The sequence below is a fragment of the Paraneptunicella aestuarii genome (assembly GCF_019900845.1).
Lineage (GTDB): Bacteria > Pseudomonadota > Gammaproteobacteria > Enterobacterales > Alteromonadaceae > Paraneptunicella > Paraneptunicella aestuarii.
In genome coordinates this window covers 429,695-443,662 of sequence record NZ_CP074570.1, presented here as the reverse complement: position 1 = coordinate 443,662, position 13,968 = coordinate 429,695, and the positions used below count along the sequence as shown (strand labels likewise).

Annotated in this window: 18 protein-coding genes and 1 pseudogene; 4 read left to right on the top strand and 15 right to left on the bottom strand. The window is 40.7% G+C overall.

Annotated elements, in window-relative coordinates:
* Window positions 1–41: 41 nt before the first annotated feature.
* From KIH87_RS01890 to KIH87_RS01860, 7 genes are all read right to left on the bottom strand, one after another.
* A complete protein-coding gene (locus tag KIH87_RS01890) occupies window positions 42–1,028 on the bottom strand; it encodes a phytanoyl-CoA dioxygenase family protein (protein WP_232359850.1) in 987 nt (328 codons plus the stop codon).
* Window positions 1,029–1,101: 73 nt separating this feature from the next.
* The gene (locus KIH87_RS01885; protein WP_232359849.1) at window positions 1,102–3,015 is read right to left on the bottom strand and encodes an acyltransferase family protein; all 1,914 of its coding nucleotides are present in this window, start codon (window positions 3,013–3,015) and stop codon (window positions 1,102–1,104) included.
* A gap of 68 nt (window positions 3,016–3,083) precedes the next feature.
* Window positions 3,084–3,731: an imidazole glycerol phosphate synthase subunit HisH gene (gene hisH, locus KIH87_RS01880; protein WP_232359848.1), complete on the bottom strand. Its 648-nt coding sequence runs from the start codon at window positions 3,729–3,731 to the stop codon at window positions 3,084–3,086.
* Entirely contained in the window at window positions 3,732–4,490 is a 759-nt protein-coding gene (hisF, locus tag KIH87_RS01875; RefSeq protein ID WP_232359847.1) for an imidazole glycerol phosphate synthase subunit HisF, read from the bottom strand.
* 3 nt (window positions 4,491–4,493) lie between these two features.
* Complete coding sequence (locus tag KIH87_RS01870; RefSeq protein WP_232359846.1) at window positions 4,494–5,801, bottom strand: N-acetyl sugar amidotransferase; 1,308 nt, start codon at window positions 5,799–5,801, stop codon at window positions 4,494–4,496.
* Window positions 5,791–6,489: an acylneuraminate cytidylyltransferase family protein gene (locus tag KIH87_RS01865; protein WP_232359845.1), complete on the bottom strand. Its 699-nt coding sequence runs from the start codon at window positions 6,487–6,489 to the stop codon at window positions 5,791–5,793. The genes KIH87_RS01870 and KIH87_RS01865 overlap by 11 nt, the downstream gene beginning before the upstream one ends.
* A gap of 26 nt (window positions 6,490–6,515) precedes the next feature.
* On the bottom strand, window positions 6,516–7,613 hold the full coding sequence (locus KIH87_RS01860) for a nucleotidyltransferase family protein (protein ID WP_232359844.1): 1,098 nt from the start codon (window positions 7,611–7,613) through the stop codon (window positions 6,516–6,518).
* Between the two features lie 434 nt (window positions 7,614–8,047).
* Between KIH87_RS01860 and KIH87_RS01855 the strand changes: the two genes are divergently transcribed.
* The 4 genes and pseudogenes from KIH87_RS01855 to KIH87_RS01845 all read left to right on the top strand — a co-directional run.
* Window positions 8,048–8,269 (top strand): hypothetical protein, encoded by a 222-nt coding sequence (locus KIH87_RS01855; RefSeq protein ID WP_232359843.1) that lies wholly within the window; start codon window positions 8,048–8,050, stop codon window positions 8,267–8,269.
* Window positions 8,230–8,364: a type II toxin-antitoxin system RelE/ParE family toxin gene (locus KIH87_RS19475; RefSeq protein WP_408635780.1), complete on the top strand. Its 135-nt coding sequence runs from the start codon at window positions 8,230–8,232 to the stop codon at window positions 8,362–8,364. Before KIH87_RS01855 ends, KIH87_RS19475 begins: the two co-directional genes overlap by 40 nt.
* Window positions 8,348–8,623: a helix-turn-helix domain-containing protein gene (locus KIH87_RS01850; RefSeq protein WP_232359842.1), complete on the top strand. Its 276-nt coding sequence runs from the start codon at window positions 8,348–8,350 to the stop codon at window positions 8,621–8,623. The genes KIH87_RS19475 and KIH87_RS01850 overlap by 17 nt, the downstream gene beginning before the upstream one ends.
* Before the next feature lie 33 nt (window positions 8,624–8,656).
* Window positions 8,657–8,830 (top strand): annotated as a pseudogene (locus KIH87_RS01845) (transposase); the annotation flags it as partial.
* Here the strand turns inward: KIH87_RS01845 and KIH87_RS19470 are convergent.
* From KIH87_RS19470 to KIH87_RS01810, 8 genes are all read right to left on the bottom strand, one after another.
* Complete coding sequence (locus KIH87_RS19470; protein WP_408635778.1) at window positions 8,825–9,094, bottom strand: type II toxin-antitoxin system RelE family toxin; 270 nt, start codon at window positions 9,092–9,094, stop codon at window positions 8,825–8,827. The pseudogene KIH87_RS01845 and the gene KIH87_RS19470 overlap by 6 nt on opposite strands.
* Window positions 9,081–9,281 carry a type II toxin-antitoxin system Phd/YefM family antitoxin gene (locus tag KIH87_RS01840; protein WP_232359840.1) on the bottom strand — a complete coding sequence of 67 codons (201 nt, stop codon included), beginning with the start codon at window positions 9,279–9,281 and terminating at the stop codon, window positions 9,081–9,083. The genes KIH87_RS19470 and KIH87_RS01840 overlap by 14 nt, the downstream gene beginning before the upstream one ends.
* Before the next feature lie 402 nt (window positions 9,282–9,683).
* Window positions 9,684–10,712: a tyrosine-type recombinase/integrase gene (locus KIH87_RS01835; protein ID WP_232359839.1), complete on the bottom strand. Its 1,029-nt coding sequence runs from the start codon at window positions 10,710–10,712 to the stop codon at window positions 9,684–9,686.
* Window positions 10,713–10,726: 14 nt separating this feature from the next.
* Window positions 10,727–10,978 carry a DUF4224 domain-containing protein gene (locus KIH87_RS01830; RefSeq protein WP_232359838.1) on the bottom strand — a complete coding sequence of 84 codons (252 nt, stop codon included), beginning with the start codon at window positions 10,976–10,978 and terminating at the stop codon, window positions 10,727–10,729.
* 724 nt (window positions 10,979–11,702) lie between these two features.
* Complete coding sequence (locus tag KIH87_RS01825) at window positions 11,703–12,230, bottom strand: hypothetical protein (RefSeq protein ID WP_232359837.1); 528 nt, start codon at window positions 12,228–12,230, stop codon at window positions 11,703–11,705.
* 92 nt (window positions 12,231–12,322) lie between these two features.
* Complete coding sequence (locus KIH87_RS01820) at window positions 12,323–12,889, bottom strand: hypothetical protein (RefSeq protein ID WP_232359836.1); 567 nt, start codon at window positions 12,887–12,889, stop codon at window positions 12,323–12,325.
* A gap of 81 nt (window positions 12,890–12,970) precedes the next feature.
* Entirely contained in the window at window positions 12,971–13,336 is a 366-nt protein-coding gene (locus KIH87_RS01815; protein ID WP_232359835.1) for a hypothetical protein, read from the bottom strand.
* A 13-nt stretch (window positions 13,337–13,349) separates the two neighbouring features.
* Window positions 13,350–13,784: a hypothetical protein gene (locus KIH87_RS01810; protein WP_232359834.1), complete on the bottom strand. Its 435-nt coding sequence runs from the start codon at window positions 13,782–13,784 to the stop codon at window positions 13,350–13,352.
* Window positions 13,785–13,968: the final 184 nt, after the last annotated feature.

The window sequence follows — 13,968 nt, the reverse complement described above, 5'->3', positions numbered from 1 at the left end:
CTTGTATCGGCTAAGAACATATTATTTGGCTCACCATGGCTTTAATCCTGCAATATCGAAGGGGCTTCGGTTGGCATATATTCCTTATCCTTAACCAGCTTCACAAATTCAGGATCAGAAGCACGAATATCCGGGATCAAATCCAACTTCATACTACCGCGTAAATTCTCCAAAGCAGGAGAAGCGTAACTTAGCATCAGCACACAACGAGAACGGGACTTGGCTCGCGAACCATAATGAAAACAGTTGCAGGTGTCGACCGTGAGAACCTTCCCGGCTTGCCCGCTAATTTCAACAATATCTTCATTAGCATAATCCCCCATTCTGGCATCCTCTATATTCATGCTTGAAAGAGGTGAACCATATTTGATCTTTTTATCCCGTTTAATTTTGTCTGACACCGAAGCAGGATAAAAAGTGAAGGGGCCATTTTGTTCATCCACATCACTGACCAGAACAACAACCCGAAATACTTTTGAATCAATCACATCAAGGTGAAGTTGTTGGCTTTCAATCCAGGCTTGTTCTGGTTTTGGATCACTTCGTAATAATTCAATGCTCACCAATACCGGATACTCACCAATATATTTAGCCGCATGGGCAATCATTTTTTCAGAAAAGGCGAATTGATAAAAAGCGTCAATGTTCAACAGTTCATCAAAGTGAGCGATGGAATAGGGCATGACCTTTCTGCTGACATCAGCGCCACGAGCTTCAAACATTTCCTTTCCCAATCGAACCACGTCAGCAGTATGGGGAAAGTAATCCTGCTCAAAGAGCGTCCATCCATCTTGCATGAAATTGTTGGGATATTCGGTTGGATGTTGTTCGAGAAACTGTTTTAAAAACCGGTCCCGAGCGGGTTGGAATCGGAAATATTTTCTACGGTTTATGCGCTTGGCTAGCTTCTTGTACAGGTTAGTGCTTAGCACTCTTCGACCATCTTGAGTACGCCATTTCTCAAACAGAAAATATAAGCCAATCCCAATCGGGTCTTTTAACAGCTTATTTATTTTCTGTAGATTCATACTGGTTGCTCTTAAATTAGGGGCAATTTCAAATTCAACACATACCCTGCCATACTCAGCAAGAATAACCTTTTTAATTCAACGGCTTTAAAAGCTCTGACTCAAAAACAGCATTGCCAAAATATCGGGCTCCTTGTTGAGTGAGATGGCTTCCATCCAATGTCACCAGCTCTCCCTCAGTGGTGAACAGCGGACATTTCAAATATGAACCACAAATCATCATTTGAACATCAACAAACTCATCATCACGAAGTTCCGTTGCCATCGATTTAATAATACTAACTTCTCTACTATCAGTAGTATTTTTAAAGTTAATTTTGTAATCCAAAGAAGTATCCAAAAATGTTCTCACATCAAACTTACCAAAGTTTTTACTTCCCAAAATAACCACCTTTTTAGCTCCAAGCAGTTTCAGGTTTTCCAGCGTATCTTCCAGATTATCGGATACCCAGTCACTCCATCGAGATGCAAGAATAACCATATCAGCCTGATTGAGTAACAACTTCACTGTTGATGCTTCAAAACGTCCTCTCCTATCGCAATAGACTTTGTCGTCTGCAGCAACATTTTCAGCAATAGCTTTCTCAGAAAACACTATTCCACATTGGCGCTCAATATGGTGTGTAGAAATTGAGACATTAGAAAAATGACCGCTTTCCATACCCATATTAAGAAAGTCCATGGCAAAACTATCCCCGATCAAAAACAGTTTGTACTTGCCCTCGTCAAAGTCTTGCAATCTATACTCTTTGAAATACTTGGGAGTATAAGAGGCCATTTCCTTCTCATTCATTGCCAGCAACTTTTGATCTTCTAAAGGATATCGGCTGATAAACCCCTCACTAGTGATAGCCATCGTTGCATAAGTGATATTGACAGCGGTGATAGAGGACAACCCAAGTATCAATACTCTCTTTGAAACTCGTTTTCTATCTCTAAAAGGAGCCTCTACATATTTCCAACTAACAAAACTAATCAACAAGCATGAGGCCAATACGGTATAGGTGGCATGGGATTCCAACCAGTCTGGAGAAATCAGCCTGACATACGCCAGAATAGGTTGATGCCACAAATACAAGCTATATGAAATCAATCCAACGCCCACAAATAACTTGCTCGATAGCATTTTGCCAATGAAGGTATCAGGTCTAGCAAACCAAATAATCAGCATGGTTCCAATAACAGGAATCAATGTGTAAAAACTGGGAAAAGGTGTGTTCTTATCAAACAGGAAAATAGAACAACATAGTAATGAGAATCCCAATAAAGAACCCACGTTCTGTACTGGTTTGGAATATTCTCTGGAACGTGATAAATAGATTGCCAGTAACGCTCCAGATAGTAATTCCCACGCTCGCCCAAAAGGCATGTAATACGACGCTAAAAAAGACTGATCAAACCATCGAAGGTTATTCTCTATAAAGGGTGGCTCACCAATTAAATTGCCACTCCATTGAGCAAATATAAGGCTTAAAAAGGCAACGAAAGCAATTATCCAGGGGAGCGCTTTACCTGAGAATGAGATTAACATCAGTAACGCTGCAGGAAACAGAATATAGAACTGTTCCTCAATGGATAAACTCCATGTATGCAAAAGAGGCTTTGTTTCCGATGCGCTCGCAAAATATCCATCCTCGATAAAAAAATGGAAGTTAGAGGAGAAAAAGACAGATGAAACAATGCTCCTTGAAAAACTTTCCAACTGAGCGGGAGTCATCAATATGAAGCTAAGCGGAATACAAGCAGATATAACGAAAAAAAGGGCAGGTAATATTCTGCGAACCCGACGTTCATAGAACTCTGAGAATCGAAATGTCCCTCGAGATGACTCGCTTAAGATCAGGGAGGTTATCAAATAGCCACTAATGACGAAAAATATATCAACGCCAACATAACCACCACTAAAGCCTCCCACACCAGCATGAAAAAAGACAACAGGTAGTACCGCAACCGCCCTTAGCCCATCGATCTCTTTTCTATATTCCATAAAAGCAGCCACAAAAACTATCTACAAAATGTTGGAGGACTGGATTCAAAGTATCGCTCATGAGGTCATTACAATTGCACAAAACGAGACAGAATACTCAAACCTTGTGTGGAGCTGTTCTCTGGATGAAATTGCATTCCCCATACATTACCACTGGAAACGGCTGCACAAAATTCAACATCGCCATACATTGAAGACGCCAGAATTGCCTCAGGATCTTCGGGAATAGCAGCATAAGTATGAACAAAGTAGAAATAATCGGTATCACAAAGTAAGCAATTATCTTTCTGAATGGTGATCTCATTCCAACCAATATGCGGCAGCTTTGTTCTGGTCTCGGTTCTGGTCTCGTTTGCTTGAATACGCTTTACCTGGCCTTTAATCAAACCAAGCCCATTGGCTCCACCATGTTCTCCACTATGCTCGAACAATAACTGCATACCCAGGCAAATCCCCAATAAAGGCGTTCCCTGCCGGGCTTTATGCAATATCGGTTCTACCAATCCCAAGTCTTTCAAATGCGACATTCCGACCGGATAAGCGCCGACACCGGGTAGAATCAATTTATCTGCGTTTAACACCTTTTGAGGATCAGACGTTACTTCTACTTCTGCGCCACAGTGAAGCAACGCTTGCTCGACACTTCTCAGATTGCCACACTGATAGTCAATCACTGTCACTCGACTTGATGCTTTTTCTTGCTCAAACGCCTTCACTTATGGCCTCACTGGAATGCCGTTGGACAACGCGAAAGCTTTAATATCGCTCACAGACAACTTCTTATAATGCAGCATATGAGCAATGGCGACTGCATCGGCATTGGCATCAAGAACACAGGCTTTAAAATCTTGCAGAGAACCCATTCCACCGCTTGCGATAACAGGAATATTCACCTCATTACTCACGCTTTTAATAAGCGGCAAATCAAAGCCTCGTTGAGTTCCTTCTTTATCCACAGAAGTCAGTAATATCTCACCAGCGCCCAAACGCTCGACTTCTTTTGCCCATGTAACAACATCAACGCCTGTCTTTTCACGACCATTATCCACATAAGCTTCCCACTTACCGCCAGGCTTGGCTTTTGCCTCAATGGAAACAACCACAGCCTGATTACCAAAACGCTGGGAAATTAAAGTGATTAATTCCGGATTAGCGATGGCAGCCGTATTCAAAGCAACTTTGTCAGCACCACTACGGAACAAAGCCCATGCATCATCAACACTACGAATACCACCACCGACAGTAATAGGAATGAAGATATTTCGAGACATGCTCTCAACAATTTCAGTCAGGCTGTTGCGACCATATAAAGAAGCCACGGCGTCCATATAAATGATCTCGTCGATGCCTTGATTGAAATAATCGTTTGAGAAGGCATGTGGATCGCCCACAACTCGTAAACCTTCAAGGTGGATGCCTTTAATCAGGTTCGGCCCCTTTACATCCAAACGCGCAATAACACGTATATTTCTCATCAATTACTTCACCGTATGGCGGAGTTTCCACACTCCATTTTCTTTCATCCATAAATGTGGTGAACGGTAGCTGTCAGCCAGTTTTTCGTAATATTCCCGGGTAAAGGTAGGTTCTTCGAATTGTTTGTAGGCCGCAGGCAATTCGCTTTCTTTTATTGATAAATAATCAAACACTTCATCAGCAAAACGTTCTGGATATTCATGATCATACCGGTGAACCAGTGCCACGCCTTCTTCACGGGTAATGTCGCCAGAGCGAATTTCTTGAGCAGCATCATAGGTCGCACGGCCAATACCAAACTTAACGCCGGATGTGTGGTAGTGAAAATCGTCGATCTTGTCATCGATACTATTGTATTTACTATAAGTGCCTGTGGTTCTCTCCGGTGAAGCCTGAAATCCACCATGTTCAACAGCGTAGTAATAGCAACTCTGCGGATGCCATTTCAGGTAGTAACCCAGATAATGCACTTCAACAGCAGCATCATGGATAATTTGAGGATCAGCAGGCATATAAGGAGATAGTTCGTTCTTCGTGACTCCAAATTCCTCTTCCAATTCCTGCACACTGACGCCACCAATCATGACCTTGTTACGATCTTCTGTAGTGAAATAGCGCTTGTCACGCAAAGCTGAGTCATTATCGGCAATGGGGTTGCCGTATTCCGCCTCGTTTTCACCAAAGAAGACCAATGGAATATTGAGCTGAGCAGCCAGTTTAGGTGCGAGGAATTTCTGCCCTAACATAAAAGGCTGGAATGGGTGAAACAGAACATCAACCGCTAAACGGGTTAGCAACCGGTGAATTCGCCCATTCGGTGTAACCAGTTGATTATCGAAGCCCGCATTAATCCATGCATGAAAGTTCTTGTATCCCCAGTCGGTATAAATATGCGGAGCCCAGGTTACGGTTAAAGGGTTCATACCATACTCATACTTCAATTTATAAGCGGCATAGAAACTGTCTTTGCCACCAGAGCCGGGAACCAGGCAGTCATAACTACCATCATGCTTACGATAGCGATTACATAATTCTCTTAACTGCTGATCACGCTCTTCCCAGTTGATGATCTTTTTCTTGCGCTCAGCCTGAACACAAGCCTCACAAATACCCTCTTCTGTAAAATTGATGGTTTTCTTTTTAGAGTCTTTATTGTGTTTATATTCAAGCGCTGAGTTAGGTCGTTGATTTGAGATGACACAACGTTTGCAATACTTAACCTCTAATGGCAAACCATATTTGGTTTCCGTAATCTCGGCTTCGGGCTCAAATTTTGAATAATCAACCTGACTTGGCGCCTTAATTGTCATTCAACTCTTTCCTCTTAAACAAATACTCGCAATATTCAAAATCTGAAATGCTATCAATATCCACCGACTCTTGTTCTTCTGATACAACGGTAAGTGAGTTTTCATCAAAAATAACGGTGCTATCTTTAAACCCGGCAACGGGCATACAGTAAACGCAGCCATCAACGTAATACACTGGTTTACAGTATTGCCTTCGCGTTGGTCGATTTGCATCCCCCAATACATATTCCAAACCATTCTCATGACGATAGAACATCCATTCCACCGCTTTTTTGTTCTTTGAGACTGAAATAACGGTTTTATCGGATTCGGCACATAATGAAATGCAAGCCTCTAGAGTTTTTCGAGTTCGTAAAGGAGAAGTGGGTTGGAGCAAAACCAGGATATCGTAAGACTCCGGCAGATTATCAAGGCAGTGTACCAACGCATCTTTTGTGGGAGAAAAGTCCGTTGCCAATTCTGCGGGACGCAGGAAAGGCACATCCGCTCCAGCTTGTTCTGCAATTCTGACTATATGTTCGTCATCAGTTGAAACAACAACCCTATCAATCGTTGCTGACTGATTCGCCAGCTCAATTGACCACACAATTAGAGGTTTACCATGCAATTCCCTTATATTCTTCCCTGGCAATCCTTTCGAACCACCACGAGCAGGAATCACTGCCAACACCTTTTTTCCAGCAATCATATCAATACGGATCCAGAGAAATAATCTTATTCATCAAAGACTTGGTAGTATTCAATTTGCGCTTTTTCAAAGTCCTGTTTTCTGCCAATATCAAGCCAATAATCACGCAAAGGATACACATTCACTTGTTCACCAGACTCAATTTTACGATTTACCAAATCTGGCATATCAATATGTTTATTATGCTCAACGCTATGAATAAATTCTGGCTCCAATACATAAATACCGGCGTTAACAAAAACACTGTAAGAAGGTTTCTCTTTAATTGACGTTACTTGACCTTCATTAAACTCAACGACACCATAAGGAATGGCATACTCATACTGCTGAACGCACATAGTAGCAATGGCAGGGTTTTGAGTGTGATAATCAAGTAACTGCTGGATATTAACTAAAGTTAAAATATCAGCATTAATCAAAATCATAGGTAACCTGGGCAAATTGGCAGGAAGTAGACCTAAAGCGCCTGCCGTACCTAATGGTTTAGTTTCATTAATATAGTGAATTTCAATCCCCAGGGAACTGCCATCACCAAAATATGAAGTAATTATCTCGGACTTGTAATAAACCGATATATAAAACTTATAGAAGCCTTGCTGAATAAAGCGCGAAATAATACTTTCAAGAATGGGCTTGCCGCCTACATTTAGCATAGGTTTAGGGCAATCATCAGTTAGGGGACTTAATCGAGAACCAAACCCTCCCGCCATGATAAAAACAGGATTATCAATCCGTGCCATTGCCGAAAAATCTTCGAGAGTGACTACATCAACAATCTTGCCATCACTGACAATAGGCATGTGCAATAGTTTATGCTGCTCGATAATAGACTTGATGGTTTGACGACTTTGGCATGGGGTGCAAGTCAAAGGGCGAGAATTCATGATCTCTTGTACAGGCGTGTCAAAATCAATATTTTTTAGTAGAGCACGCCGTACATCGCCATCAGTTACAACGCCAAGCAGCTTCTCTTCTTGATCAACAATGAAAGCTGCCCTCATTGACTCCCTGTCGATAATTTTGACGACTTCTCTAATAGAACAATCGGGAAATACCAGCGCATTTTTCCAATTTTTTATCATTCTTATTATCGCTTCTCTTGATACTGCTAATACTGCACTCACCACTTGGGTAAGTAACTAGCATAGTACATCTCTTAGGAAAGCAATTCATCCTGTTGAAGAAAAAGTATTGGTTATGCCTAAGCATGCTCTCAGAGCTTGTATACAAGAAAGTGAAAAGTATCCTTTTGGAAACTAAAAACAACTTAATGAAAGATAGACATGTTACGCTCCCGAGTGCAAGCGCATTTCCACGAATTGGTCACCCGTGGCGGTGGTAGTTTGCACGTCCTAAGGTTCGCAACCTATGCCTCGCAGGGCTTCCACCGTCATCGTGTGAAGGAGAATTCCCCGCCTCGCCGTAACAAGCGAGAAATTCATCGAGCCAACAATTCAGCGTCACTCGGATTTGGGAGAACTGCGCCCCCGGCAGGGGGCAACAATGCGTTTTGATTTTAAACTTGAGAATATAGCATATATGCTATACTGTAGAACCTATGAAATGGATAGTCGAAACATTGAATGAGTTGGTAGATGAAGAAATTGCTTCACTACCCAAGGATATGAAAGCACGTTTTGTGCGAGTCGTTGAGCTTATCGAGTCTGTGGGATTAGAGAACGTACGAGAGCCTCACATAAAGCATATCGAATTAAAGGCAAAGATGGCATATCACGAGCCTTGTACATCACAGCCCACAAGAAAAGAATTATCGTATTAAGAGCCTTCATCAAAAAGACTCAAAAAACGCCGCGTAAAGAAATCAAATTAGCGCTAGAACGCGCTAAGGAAGTGAAACATGACCAGAATCACTGAATTACATAAAGAATGGCTAAAAGACGACGAGTACAAGCAAGAGTACAACAAACTTGAAGCCGAATTTAACCTTGCCAAAGTGCTCATACAAGCAAGAGAAAAATCAGGCTTGAGCCAATCTGAAATAGCCAAACGCATGAATACCAAACAATCCGTTGTCGCTCGGTTAGAAAGCGCCAATGGCAACCCAACAATTAAAACATTGAGTCGCTACGCTGAGGCGCTTGGTGGGCATTTAGAGATTAGTATTGGTAGGTAATGTAATCCCCCCCGAAAAGTAACAGCAGTTAGAAAAAGCAATGGCATAACTGAAGATTTCCATACGAAAACGGAAATGCTATCGAGAAGAGCGTACGGTTTCAGGAATTTTGAGAATTATCGGTTAAGAGTGATGACCCATTGTGGATGGGATGGAATAATTAATCGAACACGAAATGAATGCTGCTGCCTCATTCAAGAGTCATGACTTAACCCTGTACACATCTTTCCTATGACCAACTCGAATCACTTCAATAAGCAATTCATTGTTTTCAACGGAATAGATAACCCGGTAGTTTAAAACTCGAATTCGGAAGGTATGTTCACTTCCAATTAGCTTTTTATTTCCAGCCGGAAATGGATTGGCAGCGAGTCCTTCGATTGCTGTGATTATGGAGGAAATATGTTTTCGTTCTAGTTTACGCAATTCTTTACTTGCAGACTTCTTCCAAACAATTCTATATGGATCCATCTTTTTTTAGTTCTTTAAGTAAGTCTTCATGACTAACAAAGGTTTCTTCTCGGCGCTCAGCTACAGCCGCCAAATCCGCAATGTCTTCCATTAAACTTTCATATTCTTCAATAGAAAGAATTACAGAAGTCTTAGTGCCATCTTCTGTCGTGATGTATTGAGGGTGTATAGCCTGAGGGTTGTTCATATCCAAAACTCCAACTACTACTCGGTTAAAAGATTAACATAGAGCAATAATTGCACAATGAAAATTATTATCTTTACTATTGGGAACAAGCTGAAATGATGTTTTTTGAAAAACGTAATAGGAAAATTAAATATTGTTGATGGAAAAGTAAGAAAAGCTTAAGAAAGATGGTGCCCAGAGGCGGAATCGAACCACCGACACGGGGATTTTCAATCGACTTCCAGCGATAACTTAACCTACTGTTTTTAAACGATTTTACCTTTGTAGTTTCCTACAGGTTTCGCAGTTAATTAACAAGTTTTCGCTTTTTGTAACTGTATCAGCGGGTTACCCCGCCAATACATACTAATTCAACATGGGAAGTTCTCACAATTTCCTGTTACTTGCAAGACACTCTCTTGTCTAAATTTTTAGTTTATTTGGCTTCACCTTCATGGTTTTTCTACGGTAATGGCGCTGAGTCGTTCTTGAATCCATGTGGCCTAGAAGAACTTGAGCTTCTTCCAAGGTTTCACATAAATCAGCAGCTACAGATCTCAAATCCCGTTCTTGAAAGCGCTCTTCCAACTCTCCACTTTCCAAAGCCTTCTTCATAGCCTTGTGCCACATTGTCCTGAAACCGTCAGGCGTATACGCTTTTAGCTTCCTTCTGTCTGAAGTCGCAAACAGAAACCAACGGCTAAGCGGCACTCTTTCCATACCACTCTTTGACTTATGCAAAGCATATCCATTTAACTCTTTGAGTTTGTTAATACAGGCCTCTAAAGCACCTTCATATTCAAACTCGATCTTACGTCCCTTTTTACCTGGTTTAACAAACAAACCATTCTTGCGAAGTTTGGTCGAATCCAGCTTCAATAAATCTGCCTGGCGTATGCCGGTCATCAATTTTATATTCACATACTCCTGAAGCCACTCAGGACAAAACTTTTTGAAGATGACAATTTCTTCCAGGGTTACTTCTCGGTCACGAGGCTCTTCCTTATTGCGCCTTACTCCTTTTATTGGATTGAAATCGTAAATTCCCCAATCGATTGCTTCAGTGCAAATAGCCACAAGTAAACTCATTTCCCGGTTCCCTCTAACTGGCGCACCGTTGTTACTTCTTTCGAGTAGATATTGGCGGCAGATTCGAGGGTTCAAGCTTTCCGGCACTAAGTGGCCAAGATGATGATTCAAGAACTTTGCAGACTTTAGATTGGATTTATGTGTCTCTTCTGCTTTTTGTGGCGACACTTCTTGCATATAGCGAGCGATCATATCGGCCACGTTCTTTGGACGAAAATCCACATCAGAGCAGGCATAATAATTTATTAACGCCTGCTGGTAGTTTTTCCCTAAATTTAGATCCTTTTGGTTAGCCCTGCGCAAATAGTAAATACCTGATTTTTTATTTAGAAACATTCCTTTGGGTAATACAGTTTTAGACATACTTCCCCTCCTTCTTACTGTGGCATTGGGGATGTATTTATCTTAGCTTGTTTTTCTGCGGACTTATCGAAGCCGACAGCACTCATGCCACAAAGTCCCATTTGTACAACAGAGCGAAGAACCTTCGGGCGGTTGAAACAATCCACCGTATGAGGGATTTGCATCGCTTGAAGTTGCTCAACCTGCTTCGACTTTTGGCGTCTACCCGTTAACTGTGATACCTCGTCAGCAGTTAAAAACATGCTTTGGCCATTTTGATTTGCCATATTATGCCTCCACATCACCAGCAACACTTAAACGCTGGCAATAGCATTCCAGAATAATTAAAGAAATTGTTCATGCACGAAGGCTTCTGGCTATAGAAACCAGAGGAGATATCACTATAAAAGTGACATTAAAATTGAAAGGAGCATAACGAACGCTCAGAAGCGGGAATTCCACTCGCTTTAATCCCAAATTTCCTAAAGTTCGAATCCAACTTTAAGATACTCACCATACTCATGGTGCAAAAATCCTTGTAATTCATTTTTCTATAGATATCGGTTTTTCTGCCTATTTTCAACAGAATTCCTAGTTTTTGCGGATATTTTCTATAAAGGCAACTTTCAACCCCCAAATAAATCGACTTATCTGTTGTATTTTTACACTCTGGAAATATAATTGGTCGTGTTCTCTTAGAAATAAATCGCCTTCGTGCCTTATTGAAGAGAGAATGAATAGAGCGAAGATTAAAAAAAGCAGGGTGGTACTCGATGCCATCCTGCTTAGTCTTTCTTTGGTTCAAGGAGAAAGTAGTGATTAAAAACCTAATAAATCTAGTCCTAGATATCATCGCTCCTACCTCAGGAACAAAACAATCAAACGACTCCAACTGGAGAGCCGGAACAAAATGCGGCCCTACTCATATTGATCTTTCAACAGGTAAAGCAGGTACTGGCCTGAACACTTCGGATATCAAAAGACAAGATGACCATATAATCTAAACTAAGCTTATTTTGAATACCAAAACCGAAGCTCTTCATAAAGAGCTTTACTCTTTAAAAGTATTTCCGAACGGTAATCCTCTAGTTCTGCCTCAAATAATGATAAATTTCCCTGCCAAGTTTTTCGACGAAATTCTTTAACATACTCACCATAGTCTCGAATAAGTTCTTGGGCTCTCTCTGCACCAATTAAAATGAGCTTGCCCTCGGCGCTAGCTAAATGAGTAAATGTATCAAATAGCTCTTTAGCCGCCCCATCAATCCTTGCATCTAAACCATCTGGTGTACTTTTTTCACGCTCAACATACCGGACATGCTCAACCATATATGCCCAATATTTTAATACAGAGGTAGAAAACTTTTCAGCTTGCGAGGACACATCTTCCAATAGCTCTCTCTTCCTATTCTGTTTTGACTTCTCTATATCTTTGTCATGATTTAGCTTGGTAACACTATATGTTGCAACACCCGAAATGAGGGCACCTAAACCAATTTTTACTGCTGTATCGACAATATCTGAAAGTGTTGTAGGCATAAATTAAGCCCCCTTTTGTACACCTAACTCCTCCATAAGAAACAGGCCGTTAGCATACCTTTTGGAGCAATAGTGAGATAATTTATGACTGCCTATAGCTCATGACTTAACCCTATCCAAATTGCACCGAAAAATAGAATGTAAGGAGCGAAGTAGCCAGTCAAATTAGGCTTTTTAAATAATATATAGACCGTTCCGGCGAACATCAGTATATGTCGTACTGGTGATTTAACTTCATAGTCTTCTCTTCCCTGAGTACCATCTTCGTTTTTGAATAATCTGGATAAAGTAATTCCTTGCCAACTAACATTAATAGTTATCCAATGCCTGTCTTCGTAATACGAGTTCGAATAATCATTTCCAAGGTTTAACTTTTTAATCGCATGATGTTCATAAAGCCACTTAGGAATATTTGCCAAATCTCGATAATGCTCTTCTACCCATGAGCCTTGGTGAACTAACCAGTAGCGAAAAGCAAACCACACGAGTAATATCCAAACAAAATAACCTAAAATTTCTGGCTTAGTAAAATGAACATTAACGATCTGAAGTCGAATGTTATGATCTGTAACTTCTCCTCCAGCCAGATAGAAAACGATAATACTTAAGGACATAATCATTAGGTTACGTCTTTCTGGATTATTGTCTTGGATTGCCACATGAATTCCTTATAAACTAATAAAACTCGCATTCACAACTAATTTAAAGGTCTGAGGAAAAACAACCGTAAAATGCACTAGCTAAAAACTTTTGGGTCTCGTAATTTCGTGAAACTCCATACATTCCTTCGCATTAGCATAGACTTCACAAACATGAGTCCACTGAAAGTTCCGATGAAAGGCTAGCACTACCATTTTCAATGTCTGATATCCTATCCCAAACTGCTGGTTAAAATCATGCTCGAATTCGTTCCAGTTAGGTTCCTCTCCCGACTCAATTATTCCTTCAAACTTCTCGAATATGTCGTGCGCTCGGTCTAAGTCTTTATCGTCCCAATCCATAGCTATGACAAGGGTTGCAATAGGGTGTTCACGGGAATCAAGAGATTCACCCACTAAACTCATTTGATACTTAAGTTTATTGATCTGTAACTCTAAATCTTTCATACATTGTTTTCTCTTAATTGATTTCCGTTAGACGCTCGTTACACAGTTGAATTGCTTCTTGAAAAGCAACATGAAGGTCGCTACTATTTCGGCTCGTTTTGTTTCCCAGTCTCACCTCATGCAATAAATTATTTGCCAATGATAATTTTTCCTTTATATCCGAATCTTGAGACTTCTGATTAAATCTATTCATTGCCTGATCCAGCCGTTCTTGGACAGAGTCACAAATATTAGTGATGTTTTGACCGCGGCTACCTGATTTAAGAAGCCTTCGGCAATCCTCCTGCCCCCTTCTCAGTATTTCTCCAGCTTCTGAAATTGATATTTTTCTAAGATCGAATGCTACTTGGTCTTTATAACGTTTAACTTTATATGCTTGCCACAATGTAACCGCTGTTCCTATTGCAGTTATTACAGTTCCTAACCATGTAATGGCATCACTATTCATCAATATTCCTATTTCTGGGTAATTTGAATTTCAAACGGCTTATTAATGAACATTTGTGCTCTATCCGCTTTTACTTAGAATTCAATTATACTGCGAGTATTATTTTTATCGAATGATAGAAATGAGAAACTTTGAAATACAAACTACTTATTAAGATATCTCTGCAAGCAAGTGTGGAAGCATG

Coding starts and splice junctions, on each gene's coding strand:
- KIH87_RS01890 (WP_232359850.1), bottom strand. CDS start 1,028: ATGAATCTACAGAAAATAAATAAGCTGTTAAAAGACCCGATTGGGATT.
- KIH87_RS01885 (WP_232359849.1), bottom strand. CDS start 3,015: ATGGAATATAGAAAAGAGATCGATGGGCTAAGGGCGGTTGCGGTACTA.
- hisF (WP_232359847.1), bottom strand. CDS start 4,490: ATGAGAAATATACGTGTTATTGCGCGTTTGGATGTAAAGGGGCCGAAC.
- KIH87_RS01870 (WP_232359846.1), bottom strand. CDS start 5,801: ATGACAATTAAGGCGCCAAGTCAGGTTGATTATTCAAAATTTGAGCCC.
- KIH87_RS01865 (WP_232359845.1), bottom strand. CDS start 6,489: ATGATTGCTGGAAAAAAGGTGTTGGCAGTGATTCCTGCTCGTGGTGGT.
- KIH87_RS01855 (WP_232359843.1), top strand. CDS start 8,048: ATGAAATGGATAGTCGAAACATTGAATGAGTTGGTAGATGAAGAAATT.
- KIH87_RS01850 (WP_232359842.1), top strand. CDS start 8,348: ATGACCAGAATCACTGAATTACATAAAGAATGGCTAAAAGACGACGAG.
- KIH87_RS19470 (WP_408635778.1), bottom strand. CDS start 9,094: ATGGATCCATATAGAATTGTTTGGAAGAAGTCTGCAAGTAAAGAATTG.
- KIH87_RS01840 (WP_232359840.1), bottom strand. CDS start 9,281: ATGAACAACCCTCAGGCTATACACCCTCAATACATCACGACAGAAGAT.
- KIH87_RS01835 (WP_232359839.1), bottom strand. CDS start 10,712: ATGTCTAAAACTGTATTACCCAAAGGAATGTTTCTAAATAAAAAATCA.
- KIH87_RS01830 (WP_232359838.1), bottom strand. CDS start 10,978: ATGGCAAATCAAAATGGCCAAAGCATGTTTTTAACTGCTGACGAGGTA.
- KIH87_RS01825 (WP_232359837.1), bottom strand. CDS start 12,230: ATGCCTACAACACTTTCAGATATTGTCGATACAGCAGTAAAAATTGGT.
- KIH87_RS01815 (WP_232359835.1), bottom strand. CDS start 13,336: ATGAAAGATTTAGAGTTACAGATCAATAAACTTAAGTATCAAATGAGT.
- KIH87_RS01810 (WP_232359834.1), bottom strand. CDS start 13,784: ATGAATAGTGATGCCATTACATGGTTAGGAACTGTAATAACTGCAATA.